The 17,200-nt window shown below is 74.0% G+C and carries 14 protein-coding genes; 8 read left to right on the top strand and 6 right to left on the bottom strand.

Going from position 1 to position 17,200, the window contains the following annotated elements; genetic code table 11:
- Positions 1–110: 110 nt before the first annotated feature.
- Positions 111–2,705 carry a bifunctional FO biosynthesis protein CofGH gene (locus tag AB0D08_RS08915; protein WP_082526630.1) on the bottom strand — a complete coding sequence of 865 codons (2,595 nt, stop codon included), beginning with the start codon at positions 2,703–2,705 and terminating at the stop codon, positions 111–113.
- 171 nt (positions 2,706–2,876) lie between these two features.
- On the opposite strand from AB0D08_RS08915, the gene AB0D08_RS08910 reads away from it, so the two are divergent.
- The 3 genes from AB0D08_RS08910 (at position 2,877) to AB0D08_RS08900 (ending at position 6,009) form a co-directional block, all read left to right on the top strand.
- The gene (locus tag AB0D08_RS08910; RefSeq protein ID WP_033821256.1) at positions 2,877–4,079 is read left to right on the top strand and encodes a hypothetical protein; all 1,203 of its coding nucleotides are present in this window, start codon (positions 2,877–2,879) and stop codon (positions 4,077–4,079) included.
- A 75-nt stretch (positions 4,080–4,154) separates the two neighbouring features.
- Complete coding sequence (locus tag AB0D08_RS08905; RefSeq protein ID WP_233289083.1) at positions 4,155–5,084, top strand: ABC transporter ATP-binding protein; 930 nt, start codon at positions 4,155–4,157, stop codon at positions 5,082–5,084.
- Positions 5,071–6,009, top strand: coding sequence for an ABC transporter permease (locus AB0D08_RS08900; RefSeq protein ID WP_359887173.1), 939 nt, complete (start codon positions 5,071–5,073; stop codon positions 6,007–6,009). Before AB0D08_RS08905 ends, AB0D08_RS08900 begins: the two co-directional genes overlap by 14 nt.
- 35 nt (positions 6,010–6,044) lie before the next feature.
- Here AB0D08_RS08900 and AB0D08_RS08895 read toward each other — a convergent pair whose 3' ends face one another.
- Positions 6,045–6,428: a hypothetical protein gene (locus AB0D08_RS08895; RefSeq protein ID WP_033821253.1), complete on the bottom strand. Its 384-nt coding sequence runs from the start codon at positions 6,426–6,428 to the stop codon at positions 6,045–6,047.
- A gap of 304 nt (positions 6,429–6,732) precedes the next feature.
- Between AB0D08_RS08895 and AB0D08_RS08890 the strand changes: the two genes are divergently transcribed.
- A complete protein-coding gene (locus AB0D08_RS08890; RefSeq protein ID WP_359887170.1) occupies positions 6,733–8,019 on the top strand; it encodes an ABC transporter substrate-binding protein in 1,287 nt (428 codons plus the stop codon).
- A gap of 24 nt (positions 8,020–8,043) precedes the next feature.
- On the opposite strand, the gene rarD is transcribed toward AB0D08_RS08890, so the two are convergent.
- Positions 8,044–9,063, bottom strand: coding sequence for an EamA family transporter RarD (gene rarD / locus AB0D08_RS08885; protein WP_359887167.1), 1,020 nt, complete (start codon positions 9,061–9,063; stop codon positions 8,044–8,046).
- 153 nt (positions 9,064–9,216) lie between these two features.
- Positions 9,217–10,071 carry an SDR family oxidoreductase gene (locus AB0D08_RS08880; RefSeq protein ID WP_033822556.1) on the bottom strand — a complete coding sequence of 285 codons (855 nt, stop codon included), beginning with the start codon at positions 10,069–10,071 and terminating at the stop codon, positions 9,217–9,219.
- Positions 10,072–10,185: 114 nt separating this feature from the next.
- Between AB0D08_RS08880 and AB0D08_RS08875 the strand changes: the two genes are divergently transcribed.
- Positions 10,186–10,569 carry a helix-turn-helix domain-containing protein gene (locus AB0D08_RS08875; protein ID WP_082526819.1) on the top strand — a complete coding sequence of 128 codons (384 nt, stop codon included), beginning with the start codon at positions 10,186–10,188 and terminating at the stop codon, positions 10,567–10,569.
- 20 nt (positions 10,570–10,589) lie between these two features.
- Here the strand turns inward: AB0D08_RS08875 and AB0D08_RS08870 are convergent, their stop codons facing one another.
- Positions 10,590–12,506, bottom strand: coding sequence for a tetratricopeptide repeat protein (locus AB0D08_RS08870; protein ID WP_051813305.1), 1,917 nt, complete (start codon positions 12,504–12,506; stop codon positions 10,590–10,592).
- Between the two features lie 468 nt (positions 12,507–12,974).
- Between AB0D08_RS08870 and AB0D08_RS08865 the strand changes: the two genes are divergently transcribed.
- From AB0D08_RS08865 to AB0D08_RS08855, 3 genes are all read left to right on the top strand, one after another.
- Entirely contained in the window at positions 12,975–14,069 is a 1,095-nt protein-coding gene (locus AB0D08_RS08865; protein ID WP_063794437.1) for a radical SAM protein, read from the top strand.
- The gene (locus AB0D08_RS08860) at positions 14,057–14,245 is read left to right on the top strand and encodes a hypothetical protein (RefSeq protein ID WP_033822560.1); all 189 of its coding nucleotides are present in this window, start codon (positions 14,057–14,059) and stop codon (positions 14,243–14,245) included. Before AB0D08_RS08865 ends, AB0D08_RS08860 begins: the two co-directional genes overlap by 13 nt.
- A gap of 248 nt (positions 14,246–14,493) precedes the next feature.
- Positions 14,494–15,360 (top strand): hypothetical protein, encoded by an 867-nt coding sequence (locus AB0D08_RS08855; protein WP_359887163.1) that lies wholly within the window; start codon positions 14,494–14,496, stop codon positions 15,358–15,360.
- Positions 15,361–15,394: 34 nt separating this feature from the next.
- Here the strand turns inward: AB0D08_RS08855 and AB0D08_RS08850 are convergent, their stop codons facing one another.
- Positions 15,395–16,969, bottom strand: a complete 1,575-nt coding sequence (locus AB0D08_RS08850; protein WP_082526820.1) for an MFS transporter — start codon at positions 16,967–16,969, stop codon at positions 15,395–15,397.
- Positions 16,970–17,200 lie beyond the last annotated feature (231 nt).

The raw sequence follows: 17,200 nt of genomic DNA, 5'->3' as shown, positions 1-17,200 counted from the left end.
CGGGCCGCCGTCCGGCTGAGCGCCGCCCCACAGGACGCCCCACAGGACGCCCCACGGCACGCCGTCCGGCCGAGGGCCGTGGGGCGGCGGGCCCGGGCGTTCCCCGGCGGTCAGTCCAGGACCGGCAGCAGCTCCGGCAGGTGTCCGTCGGAGGCGAGCGCGGCGGCGCGGCGTTCGGCGGGCACCTCGCCGTAGGTGGTGGTGCGCTGGCGGTGCGGCCGGCCGGCCGCCTCCGCGATCGACTGCAGCTCCCGGACCGACTTGTAGCTGCCGTACCGGGATCCGGCCATCCGGGAGATGGTCTCCTCCATCAGGGTGCCGCCGAGGTCGTTGGCGCCGGAGCGGAGCATCTCGGCGGCGCCCTCGGCGCCCAGCTTCACCCAGCTGGTCTGGATGTTGGGGATGTGCGGGTGCAGCAGCAGCCGGGCCATCGCCACCACGGCCCGGTTGTCGCGCGCGGTCGGGCCCGGCCGGGCGATGCCGGCCAGGTACACCGGGGCGTTGGTGTGGATGAACGGCAGCGTGACGAACTCGGTGAACCCGCCGGTGCGTTGCTGGATCCGGGCGAGCAGCCGCAGGTGGCCGAGCCAGTGCGCCGGGGTGTCGACGTGGCCGTACATCATGGTCGAGGACGAGCGCAGGCCCAGCTCGTGGGCGGTGGAGACCACCTCCACCCAGGTGGCGGCGGGGAGTTTGCCCTTGGTGAGCACCCAGCGGACCTCGTCGTCGAGGATCTCGGCGGCCGTGCCGGGGATGCTGTCGAGGCCGGCCTCCTTGGCCTGCTGGAGCCAGTCGCGGATCGACAGCCCGGTCCTGGTCGCGCCGTTGACCACCTCCATCGGGGAGAAGGCGTGCACGTGGATGCCCGGCACCCGGGCCTTCACGGCGCGGGCGATGTCGAAGTAGGCCGTGCCGGGCAGGTCCGGGTGGATGCCGCCCTGCATGCAGACCTCGGTGGCGCCGACCTCCCAGGCCTGCTCGGCCCGGTCGGCGACCTGTTCCAGCGAGAGGGTGTAGGCGTCGGCGTCGGTGCGGCGCTGGGCGAAGGCGCAGAACCGGCAGCCGGTGTAGCAGACGTTGGTGAAGTTGATGTTCCGGGTGACGCAGTAGGTGACCTCCTCGCCGACCGCGGAGCGGCGCACGTCGTCGGCGATCCGGCAGAGCGCGTCCAGGGCCGGGCCGTCGGCGTGGAACAGGGCGAGGGCCTGCTCGTCCGTCAGCCGGGTGGGGTCGTCGGCGGCGACGGCCAGCGCCTCGCGCAGGTCGCCCGCCAGCCGCTCGGGGGCGCTCGCGGCGACCTGTTCGCGCAGCGCCTCCCAGTCCCCGTACACCTCGTCGAAGTCCGCCCGCCGGTCCCCCGTCCGCCCCTCGGTGTCGATGGTGCGGTGCAGGTCGGTGCGCCCGTACGAGGCGGGCAGGTCCTCCGGCTCCTGCCAGGGCAGCCCGGCGGGGAAGGCGTCCGGCCGGGCCAGCCCGGTCTCCGGGTCGGCCAGTGCCCGGACGTGCGGCATGATCCGCGGGTCCAGCCAGGGCTCGCCGCGCAGCAGGTACTCGGGGTACACGGTGAGCCGCTCGCGCAGCTCGAAGCCCTCCGCGGCGGTGCGGGCGGCCAGCTCCTCGATGTGCGGCCAGGGCCGCTCGGGGTTGACGTGGTCGGGGGTCAGCGGGGAGACGCCGCCCCAGTCGTCGATGCCCGCGCCGATGATCAGCGGGTACTGCTCGTCGACCAGGTTCGGCGGTGCCTGGATCCGGGCGGCGGGTCCGAGCACCAGCCGGGTCACCGCGATGGCGGCGGCCAGTTCGGACAGTTCGGCGTCCGGCATGGCGCGCATCGCGGTGTCCGGCTTGGCCCGGAAGTTCTGCACGATCACTTCCTGGACGCCGTGGTACTGCCGGGAGATCCGCCGGATCGCGAACAGCGCGTCGGCCCGCTCCTCGTACGTCTCGCCGATGCCGATCAGCACCCCGGTGGTGAAGGGGACGGCGCTGCGGCCCGCGTCCTCCAGCACCCGCAGCCGTACGGCCGGCTCCTTGTCCGGCGAGCCGTGGTGCGGACCGCCGGGCTCGGACCACAGCCGGGTCGCGGTGGTCTCCAGCATCATGCCCATGGACGGGGCGACCGGCTTGAGCCGCTGGAAGTCGGTCCAGCTCAGCACCCCGGGGTTGAGGTGGGGAAGCAGGCCGGTCTCCTCCAGCACCCGCACCGCCATCGCCCGCACATAGGCGAGGGTGTCGTCGTACCCGTGCGCGTCCAGCCACTCGCGGGCCTCGGGCCAGCGGTCCTCGGGCCGGTCGCCGAGCGTGAACAGGGCCTCCTTGCAGCCCAGGGATGCACCCTGACGGGCGATCTCCAGTACCTCGTCCGGGGAGAGGAACATGCCGTGCCCGGCCCGCTTCAGCTTGCCCGGCACGGTGACGAAGGTGCAGTAGTGGCAGCGGTCCCGGCACAGCCGGGTGAGCGGGATGAACACCTTCTTGGAGTACGTGATCACCCCGGGCCGCCCGGCCTCGGCGAGCCCGGCGTCCCGGACCCGGGCCGCCCCGGCGCACAGGTCCCGCAGGTCCTCGCCCCTGGCCTGGAGCAGCACCGCGGCCTCGCCCGGATCCAGCGCGACGCCGTCCCGGGCCCGGCGCAGCGCCCGGCGCATCGAGTTGGCGGTGGGGGCGGGCCGGGGTTCGGGCCGAGGGGCGTCCGTTGCGTCCATGGGGTGACGATACGCGAGCCGTCAGACCGCAGGAGGATCCGACCCTGACCCGGACTCAGGGTCGGGTGGGTCGCCAGGCGTACGCCGATCTGAGCCTGTGGAGCGATGCCCGGGGCGGGTCGCAGGACCTCTAATGGGTAGGGCAACAGCAGCTACCGAGGGTGGGAGAACATGGTGGATCAGGACACGCCGTACCGCACGCGGCGCCGCACGGTGGGACGGGTACTGGTGCCCGTGGCCGTCGGGGCCGTGGTCGCGGCCGGTGCCGGGCTGGTGCCCGCGCTGGCCAGCGACTCCGCGCCGAACCTGCCGGCGGTCAGCGCCGAGCAGCTGGTGGCGAAGGTGCTGGGCAGTGAGACCGACGCGTTCAGCGGTACGGTGAAGGTCAAGGCCGATCTCGGGGTGCCGTCCCAGCTGCTGGGCGCGGCCGGGGGCGGCGGCGCGTCGCCGCAGGCGAAGGCGCTCGAACTGCTCGGCGGCGAGCACACCCTGCAGGTGGCCGCGGACGGGCCGGACCGGCAGCGGCTCGGCCTGGTCGGCGAGCTGGGCGGCTACGAGGTGGTGCACAACGGCGACCAGCTCTGGGCCTGGGACAGCAAGGCCAACGAGGCGCACCACGTGGTGCTGCCGAAGGACGCCGGGCACGGCCGGGCGGCCGGGGCTCCGCTCGGGGCGGGCTCGCTGACGCCGCAGGAGCTGGCGAAGCAGGTCCTGGCGGCGGGTGCAGGCACCACCTCGGTGACGGTGGACGGCACCGTCGAGGTCGCCGGGCGCGCCGCGTACAAGCTGAGCGTGAAGCCCACCCAGGCCGGCTCGACCGTCCGTGAGGTACGGATCGCGGTCGACGCGGAGCACGGGGTGCCGCTCGGGGTGCTGGTGCAGGTCGCCGGTGGCGGCAGCCCGGTGCTGGACGCGCACTTCAGCTCGGTGTCGTTCGCCACCCCGGCCGCGAAGACCTTCGAGTTCAGCGCGCCGAAGGGCGCCAAGGTGACGGAGGGCCGGGACGCCGCGGCGGGTGCGCCCGCGGGCGCCGCCGAGGCCGCCGAGGCTGCCGGGGCCGCGCGTGGGAAGGCCGAGCCCGCCCGGCCGGGCGGGGACCCCGGAGTCAACGTGGTCGGGGAGGGGTGGACGGCGGTGCTCTCCACCCGGCTGCCCGAGGGCGGCCCGTCGGCCGGGGCCGGCCAGGACGCCCGCGGCCACGGCAAGGGCGGGCCGGACAACCCGCTCGCGCTGGTGAAGTCGCTGGGCAAGCCGGTCGGCGGCGGTTCGCTGATCAGCACCCGGCTGCTGAACGTGCTGGTCACCGATGACGGCCGGGTCTTCGCGGGTGCCGTGACGCTGCCGGTGCTGCAGAGCGCGGCCGGGGTGAAGTAGGTGGCCTCTCCGGTGACGGAGCGGTCGACGGGCCGGGCTGCCGAGGGCGGCCCGGCCCCTTCCGCCGCCGACGACGTGATCCGCACCCGCGGACTGACCAAGCGGTTCGGCGGCGGCCAGCTCGCCGTCGACGGGCTGGACCTGACGGTCCCCCGGGGCAGTGTCTTCGGCTTCCTCGGGCCCAACGGTTCCGGCAAGACCACCACCATCCGGATGCTGATGGGCCTGATCGCGCCCACCGCCGGCGTGGCGACGGTGCTCGGCGGGCAGATGCCGCAGTCGGCCGGCCGGGTCCTGCCCAGGGTCGGCGCGCTGATCGAGGGCCCGGCCCTGTACGGCTTCCTCTCCGGCCGGGACAACCTGGCGCGGTTCGACGCGGCCGACCCGACCGCCGACCCGGCCACCCGCAGGCGCCGGGTCGGCGAGGCGCTGGAGCGGGTCGGGCTGACGGCGGCGGCCGGCAAGAAGGCCAAGGCGTACTCGCTCGGCATGAAGCAGCGCCTGGGGCTGGCGTCGGCCCTGCTGGTGCCGCGTGAGCTGCTGGTGCTGGACGAGCCCACCAACGGGCTGGACCCGCAGGGCATGCGGGAGATCCGGGCGCTGGTGCGGGAGGTCGCGGCGGAGGGCACCACGGTGTTCCTCTCCTCCCACCTGCTGGACGAGATCGAGCAGGTCTGCTCCCATGCGGCGGTGATGTCCCGGGGCCGGCTGCTGGTCCAGGGCACGGTGGCCGAGCTGGCCGCCCGGGCGCAGGGCCGGCTGGTGGTCCGTACCCCGGACGTGGAGCAGGCGGCGAAGGTGCTGGCCGCGCACCGGGTGGCGGAGGTCCGGGCCGGGGACGGCCGGGTGGAGGGCACCGCCGAGTTCGGCGAGCAGGTACTGGCGGAGCTGTGCGCCGCGCTGGTGGGGGCCGGGGTTCGGGTGCACGGCTTCGGGGTGGAGCGCGGCACGCTGGAGGACGCCTTCGTGGCGCTGACCGGGGAGGGATTCGATGTCGCGGGCTGAGGTGTCGCCGGAGGAGATGGCGCCGGAGCGGGTGGCGCCGGAGCGGGCGGTGTCCGGGGCGGTGGTCCGGGCCGGGGTCCGGGCCGGGGTCCGGCCGCAGACGGCGGCGGGTTTCCTGGCGCTGTTCCGCAGCGAGGTGGGCCTGACCTTCCGGCGGGCCCGGACGCTCGCCCTGCTCTCCATCCTGGCGGCGCTGCCGGTACTGATCGGCGTGGTGGTGCGGGTCGAGACCGGCGGTGAGAGCGGCGGCGGGGGTCCGGCCTTCGTCGCCCAGGTGACCCAGAACGGGCTCTTCCTGGTCTTCACCGCTCTCGCGCTGACCCTGCCGGTGTTCCTGCCGATGTCGGTCGGGGTGGTGGCGGGCGACGCGGTCGCGGGTGAGGCGAGCGCCGGGACGCTGCGCTACATGCTGGTCGCGCCCGCCGGGCGGACCAGGCTGCTGGCCGCCAAGTTCACGGCGGCGCTGGTGTACTGCGCGGTGGCCACCGCCGTGGTCGCCCTGTCGGCGCTGGCGACCGGCGCCGCGCTGTTCCCGATGGGCGAGGTCACCCTGCTGTCCGGGGACGCGATCGGGCCGGGCGCCGCGCTGCTGCGGGCGCTGCTGGTGGCCGCGGTGGTGGCGGCCTCGCTGGCCGGGCTGGTCGCGATCGGCCTGTTCGTCTCCACCCTGACGGGCAGTGGGATCGCCGCGATGGCGACCACCGTGGTGCTGGTGATCACGGTGCAGATCCTGGACAGTTTCCCGCAGTTGCACGCGGTGCAGCCGTACCTGTTCACGCACGGCTGGCTGAGCTTCGGCGATCTCCTGCGCACCCCGATGTACTGGGACAACGTGCTGGACAACCTCGGCCTGCAGGCGGTGTACGTGGCCGTGTTCGGCTCGGCGGCGTGGGCGCGGTTCGCGTCCCGGGACATCACGGCGTAGCGCCGGCGCCCGGGCCGGTCAGGCGTACGGGCCGGTCAGGCGTGCGGCGGCAGCCGGGAGGTCGCTGCGGCGCAGGCCAGCAGCGCCAGTTGGGCGGGGGCGACCAGGAACAGCGGCGACCAGTCCGGGCAGACCAGCCGGACCCCGGCGGTCAGCCCGTGCAGCCGGGCCCGGTAGGAACCCTTGAGGTCGACCCGGTCCAGCCGGTACGGCGGTGCCAGGGTGATCGTCGGACAGCCGGGGCGCTGCCACTGGATGGTCGTCGGTCCGCCGGGCGGGCCCTGGGTGAGCACCAGCTCCCCGGTCTCCGCGCTGGCGGGATCGCGCCGTACGGCGGGGACCCGGACCGGGTCCGCGACGGCTCCCGGGCGGACGGCCCGGCGCGAGGGGCGGCTGATCCGCCGCGTGAGGTCGACCATCGCAAGCCCTCCTGCGGGCCCCAGGGCACGGTGCCGAGCTGGATGCCCGGCGACAGCCGCGGGTGAACCACCCGTGGCACCCCGGACGTTAGCAGCAGAGTGCTCCGCTTGAGGAGATCCGGAAACGAGATGTTCACCCGGCCCCGGCCCGGGCACGGCGGGCCCGTACGGCCACGCGGCTTGACGGCCCGCGGCCCGGCCGGGTGGGATGGGGCGTCGTCACCGAGCGTGCAGCAGACGTTCGCCCGGCGTACCGACCGACCTGCGGCCACCGACGTCCGCACGACCGGGGGAGCCCGTCAGCATGCCGATCACCCGTAGGGGGCTCCTGCTCGGTGTGCCCGCCGTAGGGGCGCTCACCGCGCTGGCCGGGTACGGCAGGGCGGGCGCCGCGCGGGCCTCCGCGCCGGGCCCCAGCGGGCAGTTGGAGCTGTACTCCTGGTGGACCGAGGGCGCCGACCAGAACGGGCTGCTCGCGCTGCTGGCCGACTTCAAGGGCCGGGCCCCGCTGCTGGCCTGCTACAACGGGGCGCGCAGCAGCCGGGCCGCGGCCGGTCCGCAGGCCGAGCTGGAGCGCCGGCTGGCGGCCGGCGATCCGCCGGACAGCTTCCAGTGCCACGCCGGCGCCGAGCTGGCCGGCCGGGCCACGGCCGGGAGGCTCGCCCCGCTCGACCAGCTCTACCGGCAGCAGGGCTGGGCGGAGCGCTTTCCGGCGGAGCTGCTGCCGCGGCTGCGGGGCGAGGACGGCGGCTACTACGGCGTCCCGGTCGGCATCCACCGCACCAACATGCTGTGGTCGAACCCGGCGGTGCTCTCCCGGGCCGGGGCCGACCCGGCGCCGCGGACCGTCGCGGAGCTGCTCGACAGCGCGCGCCGGGTGGCCCGGAGCGGGCCGGTCGGGCTCGCGGTCGGCGGTTCCTGGAGCTGCCGCCACCTGTGGGAGACGGTGCTGCTGGCGGGGGTCGGGCCGCAGGGCTGGGACGCGCTGTGGCGCGGTACCGGCTGGGACTCGGCGGCGGTCGCGGCGGCGCTGCGCGACCTGCGCGACCTGCTGGCGCTGAGCAACCCGGCCGACCGTTCGATGACCGGCTGGGAGGATGCCACGGCGCTGGTCGCCTCGGGGCAGGCCGGGTACCAGGTGATGGGCGACTGGGCGGAGGCGTACCTGCGCGGGACGCTGGCGCTGCGGCCGCGGGTCGGCTACGACTGGGCGGCGGCGCCGGGGACCGACGGGGTGTTCCAGTACATGAGCGACACGTTCACGCTGGCGGCGGGCGCGCGGCACCGGGAGGCCGCGCTGGCCTGGCTCGCCGAGTGCGGCAGCCTCGACGGCCAGCTGGCGTTCAACGGGGCCAAGGGCGCGATCCCGGCCCGGACCGACCTGCCGCCGCAGGCCCTGGCGCTGTTCGGGCCGTACGCGCGGTGGTCGCTGGACCAGTGGCGCGACGGTGTGGCCGTCGGCTCGCTGACCCACGGGGTGGTGGCCTCCGCGGCGTGGGGTGCGCGGATCGACGCGGCGCTGACCGTCTTCCTGGCGGACCGGGACGTACCGCGGTTCCAGGACGCGCTGGTCCGGGCGGCCGGGGGCTGATCCGGTGCCGGGCCGGGGCTCGGGTCAGGACGCGGTGGGCGTCCCGGCCGGGGTGTCGGCGGGCACGGGAGCGGTGGCGGGCGCGGGCGCAGGCGCGCCGGCCGCGGGCGTCTGCGCGCCGGCCGCGGCGCGTTCCCGGGCGAGGGTGGCGCGGTCGGCGCGCACCCGGCGCAGCGCGTCCACGGTGAGCACCGCCAGCGCTGCCCAGACCAGGGCGAAACCGGCCCAGCGGGCGGGCGGCATCGACTCGTGGAAGACGGCGACGCCGATCAGGAACTGGAACACCGGCGCCAGGTACTGCAGCAGTCCGAGCGTGGTCAGCGGCACCCGGACGGCGGCAGCGCCGAAGAACATCAGCGGGACCGCGGTGATCACACCGCTGAGCATCAGCAGCCCCGAGTGGCCCCCGCCGTACTCACCCGGCACCACCCGGCCGAAGCTGCCCTGGCCGCGGGCCGCCAGGTAGACCAGGAACGCGAGCGCGAACGGGAACATCGCGGCGCTCTCCAGCGCGAGGCTCTCCAGCCCGCCGAGGGCGACCCGCTTCTTCAGCAGTCCGTAGGTGGCGAAGGACAGCGCCAGGGTCAGCGCGATCCAGGGCAGCCGGCCGTAACCGACGGTGAGCACCACGACCGCCGCCGCGCCGATGCCGACGGCCGCCCACTGGGCGGGCCGCAACCGCTCGCGCAGTACCAGGACTCCGAAGGCGATGGTGACCAGCGGGTTGATGAAGTAGCCGAGGCTGGTCTCGACCACGTGGCCGGAGTTGACGCCCCAGATGTAGACGCCCCAGTTGACGGTGATGAAGGCGGCGGCGAGGGCGGAGAGGGCGAGCCGCCGGGGCTGGGCGAGCAGCGGCCGGATCCACGCCCAGCGGCGCTGGACCAGCATCATCAGGGCGACCGCCACGAACGACCAGACCATCCGGTTGGCCAGGATGTCGACGGCACCGGCGGGCTCCAGCAGCGGCCAGAACAGCGGGAACACGCCCCAGATCCCGTAGGCGGCGAATCCGTACCAGAGTCCTCGGCGTCCGTCTGCCATCTGGGCCTGCCCTCCCGCGCGCACCGGTGTCGGACCGACGGTAGCGGGCGGGAGGGCGGGATGTCATCCCCGTTCTCACTCTTTGGTCATGACATCCCTGATGGTGCGGCCGTCCCGGCGGTGCGGCCCTCCCGGAGGTGCGGCCGTCCCGGCTCAGGCGCCCAGGGCGGCCTTCACCGTCTCGGCGAGCGGGACGGTCGGGCGGCCGATCAGACGGGCCAGATCGCCGTTGGCCCGGGCCAGGTCACCGCGGCCGATCGCCCGGTCGACGTCGACGAAGACCGCCGCGTAGCCCTCCGGCAGACCGGCGCCGACCAGCACCTCCTGGTGCTCGGCGGGCGGGACGTCGCGGTACGCCACCGGGCGGCCGGAGTGCTCGGCCAGCGCGGCCGCGTACTCGGAGAAGCTCCAGGCGACGTCACCGCTCAGCTCGTACACGGCGTTCTCGTGGCCCTCGCCGGTGAGCACCGCGACCGCCGCGTCGGCGTAGTCGGCGCGGGGGGCGCTGGCCACCCGGCCGTCGCCGCTGCTGCCGACCACCACGCCGCGGGCGACCGCGTCGGCGGCCTGCGCGGTGTAGTTCTCGGTGTACCAGCCGTTGCGCAGGAAGACGAAGGGCAGTCCGGACGCGCGGATCGCGGCCTCGGTCTCCTTGTGCTCGTCGGCCAGCGTGAAGCTCGCCTCGTCGCCGCCGAGCACCCCGGTGTACGCCAGCAGGCCGACCCGGGCGGCCTTGGCGGCCTCGATCACGGCGCGGTGCTGCGGGGTGCGCCTGCCGATCTCGTTGGCGGAGATCAGCAGCACCCGGTCGCCCTCGGCGAACGCGCCGGCCAGCGTCTCGGGGCGGTCGTAGTCCACCACCCGGACCTCCACCCCGCGGGCGGCGAAGTCGGCGGCCTTCTCCGCCGAGCGGACGGCGACCGCGACCCCGGCGGCGGGGACCTCGGCCAGCAGGCCCTCGACGATCAGGCGGCCCAGCTGGCCGGTGGCACCGGTGACGACGATCATGTTGCGCTCCTCGGAAGGTGTTCTCGTGTTCCGCTCTGCTTCGCCACTCACTTTATGGAGGGCACTAACCTTCCGAAAGTACGCACTTCAAAGTAGGGTACTGACATGGAGGTAATGGAAGAACGCTCACTGCTGGAGCGGCTGCCGGACGTCTACGACCGGATGTGCCCCTCCCGCGGAGTCCTGGAGCACGTCACCAGCCGCTGGGGCGTGCTGGTGCTGGTCGCCCTGCTCGAGCGGGGGTACCGGTTCAGCGAGCTGCGCCGCCGGGTCGCGGGGGTGAGCGAGAAGATGCTCGCCCAGACCCTGCAGAACCTCGAACGCGACGGCTTCGTCCTGCGGGTCGCCCACCCGGTCATCCCGCCCCGCGTCGACTACAGCCTCACCCCGCTCGGCGCCGAGGTGGCCGAACAGGTCTCCGGCCTGGCCCACTGGGTGGAGGCCCGGATGTGCGCGGTCACCGAGGCCCGCGAGGCGTACGACACCCGGCAGTCCTGACCGGCTGGCGCCCGTGAGCCCTACCGGTGACCGGGGTGGAGCCGGGCGAGTTCGGCGCGCGCCGCCTCCGCGGCCGGGTGGCCCAGCTCGTCCAGGACCGCCAGCGCACGGATCCGGAAACCGAGGGCGTCCGCGACGCGTCCGAGGCTCTCGTGCGACCGGGCCAGGACGCCCAGCGCGGAGACCTCCCCCAACCGGTTGCCCGCCTCGGCGTGCAGGGCGAACGCCCGCTGCGCCGCCACGACGGCCTCCTCGAACTCACCACGGACTTGGTGGACTTCGGCCAGCTTGTCGGTCACCAGCCCTTGACCGAAGGCATAGTCGAGCGACACGAAGATCTCGAACGCCTCGTCCAGCACCGCCACGGCCTCCTCGAGACGGTCGAGCCCCTGGTAGGCCAGGCCCAGGTTCTCCAGGACGTGTGCGGCGAGCCAGGGATCACCGTCCCGGCGCGCCGCAGCAAGCGCCTGGGTGAGGGAGTCCACCGCCTCGCCGAACCGCCCGAGGTGGATGAGCGCGCCACCCAGGTTGTTCAGGGAGCCCGCCTCCAAGTACCCCAGCCGGCGGGACATGGCCGCCGCCTGCAGGCAGCACCGGTAGTACTCCTCGTACTGCCCCCGGTAGCAGTAGCTCGCGCCCAGATTGCTGAGGACCACGGTCTCGGCGCGGTCGTCGCCGAGGTCACGGGCGGCTTCGAGGGCGCGGAGGTTGGCTGCCGTCCAGTCCGCGGTCGGCCGCCGGAGCTGGAAGAACGACCGCAGCGCGATCGGAAGTTGCCAGGTGATGTCCCTGGCACCCTCCTCGTCGGCCTGGGCGAGGGCGGCCAGCAGGTTCTCGAACTCGGCCTCGCACCAGGTGACGGCCGCACCGCGGGAGCCGAAGGCGACCATGGCCGGCGTGTCCGGCCGGTCCGTGGGCGCGACGACGAACGGCGCCGGACCCCGGCGGAGGTTCAGGACCCTCCCGGACTCCTCCGCGTGGAACAGGTACCAGCCGAGCAATCGGCGTACTGCCGCAGCCCGTTCGCCGTCGGCGTCCTCCTCCAGACCGCGTTCGCGAGCGTAGTCGCGCAGCAGGTCGTGGAAGCGGAACCTGTTCAGCGACGGCATCTCCAGGAGGTGGGAGCCGACGAGGACGAGCAGAGCACGCAGCAACTCGGACGGCGGCAGGCCGGTCAGCGCGGCGGCCGCCTTCAGGCCCATGTCCGGCCCGCAGTGGAGTCCGAGCAGGCGGAACACGCGTGCGGTCGACGGCGAGAGGCTGCGGTACGACCAGGAGAACACCTCCCGGACCGCCGTACTGTCGTCCTCGTCGTAGGTGACGAGTGCGTCCAGTCCCCGGTGATCGGCGAGGTCCTCGGCGAGCGTCGCCAGCGAGTCGTGCGGACGGGCCGCCGCCACCTCGGCGGCGATCCGCAGCGCCAGCGGCAGGTGGACGCACCGCCTGGCCAGCAGGGCTGCTGCCGCCGGCTCGGCGTCGACCCGCCGCACCCCCACGACCGACCGGAGCAGTTCCACCGACTCCTCGGGCGACAGCAGGTCCAGCACGATGCGGCGTACGCCCTCCCGCGCCACCAGGCCGGAGAGCTGGCTGCGGCTCGTGACGAGGACCAGGCAGGTGTCGGACGACGGCAGGAGCGGCCGGACCTGTTCCGCGTTGCGGGCGTTGTCCAGCACGACCAGCATCCGACGGTCGCTCAGCAGGGTCCTGAACATCCCGCTGCGCCCCTCGGTGTCCTGCGGAACGCTGCCCGGCGCCACCCCGAGCGCCAGTAGGAAGCCGCCGAGCGCCTGCTGCGCCGACAGCACCGGTCCGGGGCCGTAGCCCTGCAGGTTCACGTAGAGCTGGCCGTCGGGGAAGTGGTCGCGCACGGCATGTGCCCAGTGCAGGGCGAGCGCCGTCTTGCCGACACCCGCGGTGCCGGCGACAGCGGACACGATCGCCGTGGACCTGGTTGTTCCCCCTCGGGTCGACAGCAGCGCGTCGAGTTTGGCGATGTCCGCCTCCCGGCCGGTGAAACAGGACGGCCTCGGCGGCAGCTGGTGCGGACGCGGCCATCCCGCATCGGCGGCGTGGAAATGAATTCCACCGGTGACCGTACCGGCCTGGACAACGCTTTTCGCAGAGCCGGACATGGCGTTCCTGGTGGCCCCGGCCGAATTCCCGGTGTCGCGATCTTCCACAGTTCCGCCCCGTTCATCGCCCCGGCCCCAAGGCCGCCCCGTCCGGGGACGGTACCGCCAGGAGCCAAGGCAGTCCAGGGCACAACGCGGTCGGACGATCGAATTCCGAATTCCGGCGGACCGTGCAGTATTGACAGCACATGAGGCCACCTCGAACATTGTTCCGAGTCTGCCGCAGGCACATCAATGATCACCCGTATTCGCCGGAGGCGGTACCGACCGATGTCGGGAAACGTATTCGACCTACCTCCCACCACCCTGGTGATGCAGCCCGGGACCTTCTGCAACCTGGACTGCCGGTACTGCTACCTGCCGGATCGTGCGACCGTGCGCCACCTGGACCCGGAGGTCAACCGGGTGGTGGCCGAGGAGGCGGGGCGATGGGCCGCCTCCGGGCATCGGGTCGAGGTGCTGTGGCACCTCGGGGAGCCTCTCGCGGTCGGGGTGGCGCGGATGGGACGGCTGTGGTCTCCGTGGCCGCAGGGGACCGTCCACTGCGTCCAGACCAACGGCACGCTGATCGACGACCGCTGGTGCGACCTGTTCTCGGCGCACGGGGTTCGCGTCAGCGTGAGCTCGGACGGGATCGCCGGGATGAACGCCGACCGCGTCACTCGCTCGGGCCGTCCGGCGGAGCGGCGGATCGAAGCGGGGCTGGCGGTGCTGACCAGGCGCCGAGTGCCGTTCGATCTGCTGTCCGTGGTCCGCACTCCCACCCCGGAGTCGGCGCGGGCCGTCTACGCGCATGCCCGATCCGTCGGCGCTCGCGCCCTCGGTGTCCTGCCCGAGGAGCGCAAGGGCGTCCACCACGGCAACTCCACGGCCGACCGGGAGAGCTGGGCGGAATTCTTCGCCCAGCTCTACCGCGAGTGGCACGACGACCGGAGCGTCCGGCTGCGGGAGCTCGAGTCCGTGGCGAACTGCTGGGACGCGGTCATGGCCGGGGTGACCGCCGAACAGGTCCGGGGCGTACCGGTCGAGGCCATCCCGACCATCGCCCACAACGGTGACGTCACCGTCATGTCGCCCGACCTCGCCGGCCACGTGCATCCCGTCCACGGACCGTTCACCGTCGGCAACGTCCTACGGGAAGGGCTCGCGGACATCCTCAGCCGCGCCCCCGGGGTCCCGTGGGTGCGCGAAGCCCTCACCGGTGTCGCGCGGTGCCGCGCGACCTGCCGCTATGCCGCCGTCTGCGGCGGCAACTGGCCCGCGAACAAGTACTTCGAGTCGGGCCGCCTGGACCACACCGAGACGGCGTACTGCCGCAACCTCCATCAGGCCAAGCTGGAAGGAGCACTACTGTGCCGGACCTGAACACGGTCATCGACCCGCACGAGGGGCTGGTCAGGGACCTCCGGGAACACTCGGAGCAGCTGGAGCGGCTGCTCGGCACGCCGTCCACGCCCTCGACGACCTCCGATGGCGACGGGGGTCTCACCTTCCTGAGGTTCAACTCCATGAGCCAGCTGTGGGACCGGACGGAGGCCTAGGGCGCGTTTGCAAAGTCGCGTCGGATCAGGCCGCGGCGGTGGGCGCCCGCCCGGCCGAAGGCTGGGGGAGGATGCACGGCGTCGCGGACCCGGCGGGACTTTGCAAACGCGGCCGCCCTCGCCGGATCGCCGCGCAGGTGGGACCGGAGCTGGCGGGTGTCGGGGACGTGCGAGTCGTCCCCGGCCCGCACCCGGCCGGCGCGTGCACCAGGGGTCCGCAACGAAGGACAACCGACGGGAACCGGTCCATGAGTGAACTCCCGTACCGAGCAGTCCCACCCGCCCGGGAGAAGATCACGGATCAGGCGGGCCGCCCGGCCGCGGACTTCGTGCGGGGCGCCACCAGGGCGGGCCTGCCCTGGGCGGACGACATCCGGCCACGCACCACGGTACGGCGGGCCGCGCAGGCCATCCTGCTCGGCCTGCCCGGCTGGGTCGCGTCGACCCCGGTGCCGCCGCTCGGCGATCTTCTGGCCGACCGGGCCCCGACCCTGCGCCTGTCCCGGCTCTACGGCTGGGACTTCGACCGGCAGCATCCGGAGCCCCACTGGCTCCGCCCCCGACTACCGGACGGGGTACGGCTGGCCGGGCTCGACGGCGTCGGCGCGGCCGACCTCGCAGCCGTCCGGGAGCGCGCCTATCCCCCTGGGCACCTGGACCGCGCCCCCGGGCAGCCGGAGCGCCTGACCGGGCTCCTGGACGGCACCCTCTACGGTCCGGTGCTCGGCTGCAGCACCGTCGCCCGCTCGGCCGGGTCGGTGGTGGTCGCGGCCGTACTCGTCACAGGCAACACCGGCCTGCCGGGCCGGCCGGAACCCGGGTTCGTCGACGTCTTCCGCGAACCGGGGGAACCGTTCCGCGGCCTCGGGTCCCTGCTCCTGCGGTACGCCCTGGCGCGAGCCGCGGTCGACGGGCCGCCGCCGGCGCTGGTGCTCTCCGTCACCGACGGCAACCCGGCCCGCCGGGTCTACGAACGGATCGGCTTCAGCCACCTCGACAGCATCCGAACAGTCCTGCTGCCGGACCCGACGACGGCGGCTCACCCGGCCCAGGGCCGATCGGCCTCGATCAGCGCAGCCCGCCCGTCCGACACACCGGGCCGGCCGAACACGTAGGCGCGGTCCGGATGACAGACGCGACCGTACGCCGTCAGGCCCCCGCGGGGGCCTTCGGGCGGCGCCAGATCAGGGGGAGGGCCAGCGCGGCCACCACGGCCAGCAGGCCGGCCAGTGCGATCGCCCGGCCGGCGCCGGTGGCCTCCACGGCGCGGAAGGCCGCGTTGATCGCGTCGGCGGTGGACTGGTCCACCGAGGAGAGGATCTGGTCGGCCAGCTTGGAGTCGGTGACCGCGTTCCCGAGTTCCTGCACCTGGGAGTCGCTCAGCCCGGCGGCCGTCGCCCGGTCGACCGCCTGGTTGGTCTCCACCGCCTGCTGGACCGCGACCGTGATAGCGACCCCGAACGCGCCGCCGAGCATGCTGGTCACCTTGAACATCCCGGACGCGGTGCCCGCCAGCTCCTCCGGCGGCCCGGCCACCGCAGTGTCGGACAGCGGGATCGACATCAGGCCGAGCCCGGCCCCCAGCACCAGCAGCCCCACCACCAGCACCGCGTACGAGTAGTCCCGGCCGATGATCGAGACGATCAGCGTCCCGACCCCCAGCAGCAGCACCCCGAGCACCACCGGCAGCCGGGCCCCCCGCCGGGCGGACACCCGGCCGCCCAGCGGGTTGAACAGCAGGATGGTCGCGGTGGACGGCAGCAGCAGCAGGCCCGCCGCCACCGCACCGTAGCCGCGGACCTGCTGCAGGTACAGGGTGAGCAGGAAGCTGACTCCGGCGAAGACGATGTTCATCACGGAGTTGGCCACCAGCGCGCCGCAGAACGGCCGGGACGAGAACAGCCGCAGGTCGACCAGCGGATCCCGGACCCGCTTCTCCAGCAGCACGAACAGCGCCGCCAGCACCACCGAGCCGGCCAGCAGGGCAATGATCAGCGGGTCGGAGAAGCCCTTCTCCTGACCGGCCGTACAGCCGTACAGCAGGCAGAACGCCGCCAGCGCACTGGTGAACAGGCCGGGCAGGTCGATGTGCCGGGAGGCGTTCGGGTCGGTCGACTCGACCGCCGAACGGCGGACCAGCCAGAGGCCGACCAGGGCCAGCGGGGCGTTGATCCAGAAGGTCGAGCGCCAGCCGAGGGTGCCGGTCAGCACACCGCCGACGGCCGGCCCGGCCGCCTGGCCGACCCAGGCGACCGCCATCCAGGCGCCGAACGCCCGCGGCTGCTCCTCGGGCGGGAACATCGGCGGGATCAGCGCCAGCGTGGCGGGCAGGATCAGCGCCGCGCCGACACCCATCGCCGCCCGGCCGACGATCATGCCGGTGACCCCCGGTGCGAACGCCGCGGCCAGCGAGACCGCCCCCATCACCACCAGGCCGATCTCCAGCATCCGCTTGCGTCCGAACACGTCACCGAGCCGCCCGGCGGCCAGCACCAGCGCACCGGTGGAGAGACTGAACGCGTTGTTGGCCCACTGCAGGTCGGGCAGCGAGACGTTCAGCTCCCGGGAGATCGTCGGCACGGCCACCCCGAAGTCGGCGAACGACAGCCACACCATGCCCGCCGCCACGCACATCCCGGCCAGCGCCCGCCAACGGTGCTCCGAGTACCCCGCGGCGCTGCCGGAGGACGTGTTCTCACGCAGCGGACCGGTCGACTCGGCCATGGACCGGCTCCCCAAACTCTGGCCGGCGACTCGCCGGAGCGGACCACACCACTATCGGAGCGCCCACGCCGGCCGGCCGCGCGACACCTCGGCGCGGGCCCGCGCCTCCGTCGGATGGCCCTGCCCCCCCCAGCGGCGCCCGGGTCACGGGTCAAGACGGGACACCGTGCCGTCCGAGACGGCGTACCGCGCCCCCGCCAGCGCCTTGGGCACGTCCTCCGGCACCGCCGC

It is taken from the genome of Kitasatospora sp. NPDC048540, from assembly GCF_040651175.1.
GTDB lineage: Bacteria > Actinomycetota > Actinomycetes > Streptomycetales > Streptomycetaceae > Kitasatospora.
Note: the sequence above shows the minus strand (reverse complement) of the source record. Positions and strands in the feature narration are given on the sequence as shown.

What these genes read in the sequence shown, in the direction of transcription:
- AB0D08_RS08915 (WP_082526630.1), bottom strand. Translation starts at nt 2,705, where the DNA reads ATGGACGCAACGGACGCCCCTCGGCCCGAACCCCGGCCCGCCCCCACC.
- AB0D08_RS08910 (WP_033821256.1), top strand. Translation starts at nt 2,877, where the DNA reads ATGGTGGATCAGGACACGCCGTACCGCACGCGGCGCCGCACGGTGGGA.
- AB0D08_RS08900 (WP_359887173.1), top strand. Translation starts at nt 5,071, where the DNA reads ATGTCGCGGGCTGAGGTGTCGCCGGAGGAGATGGCGCCGGAGCGGGTG.
- AB0D08_RS08895 (WP_033821253.1), bottom strand. Translation starts at nt 6,428, where the DNA reads ATGGTCGACCTCACGCGGCGGATCAGCCGCCCCTCGCGCCGGGCCGTC.
- AB0D08_RS08890 (WP_359887170.1), top strand. Translation starts at nt 6,733, where the DNA reads ATGCCGATCACCCGTAGGGGGCTCCTGCTCGGTGTGCCCGCCGTAGGG.
- rarD (WP_359887167.1), bottom strand. Translation starts at nt 9,063, where the DNA reads ATGGCAGACGGACGCCGAGGACTCTGGTACGGATTCGCCGCCTACGGG.
- AB0D08_RS08880 (WP_033822556.1), bottom strand. Translation starts at nt 10,071, where the DNA reads ATGATCGTCGTCACCGGTGCCACCGGCCAGCTGGGCCGCCTGATCGTC.
- AB0D08_RS08875 (WP_082526819.1), top strand. Translation starts at nt 10,186, where the DNA reads ATGGAAGAACGCTCACTGCTGGAGCGGCTGCCGGACGTCTACGACCGG.
- AB0D08_RS08865 (WP_063794437.1), top strand. Translation starts at nt 12,975, where the DNA reads ATGTCGGGAAACGTATTCGACCTACCTCCCACCACCCTGGTGATGCAG.
- AB0D08_RS08855 (WP_359887163.1), top strand. Translation starts at nt 14,494, where the DNA reads ATGAGTGAACTCCCGTACCGAGCAGTCCCACCCGCCCGGGAGAAGATC.
- AB0D08_RS08850 (WP_082526820.1), bottom strand. Translation starts at nt 16,969, where the DNA reads ATGGCCGAGTCGACCGGTCCGCTGCGTGAGAACACGTCCTCCGGCAGC.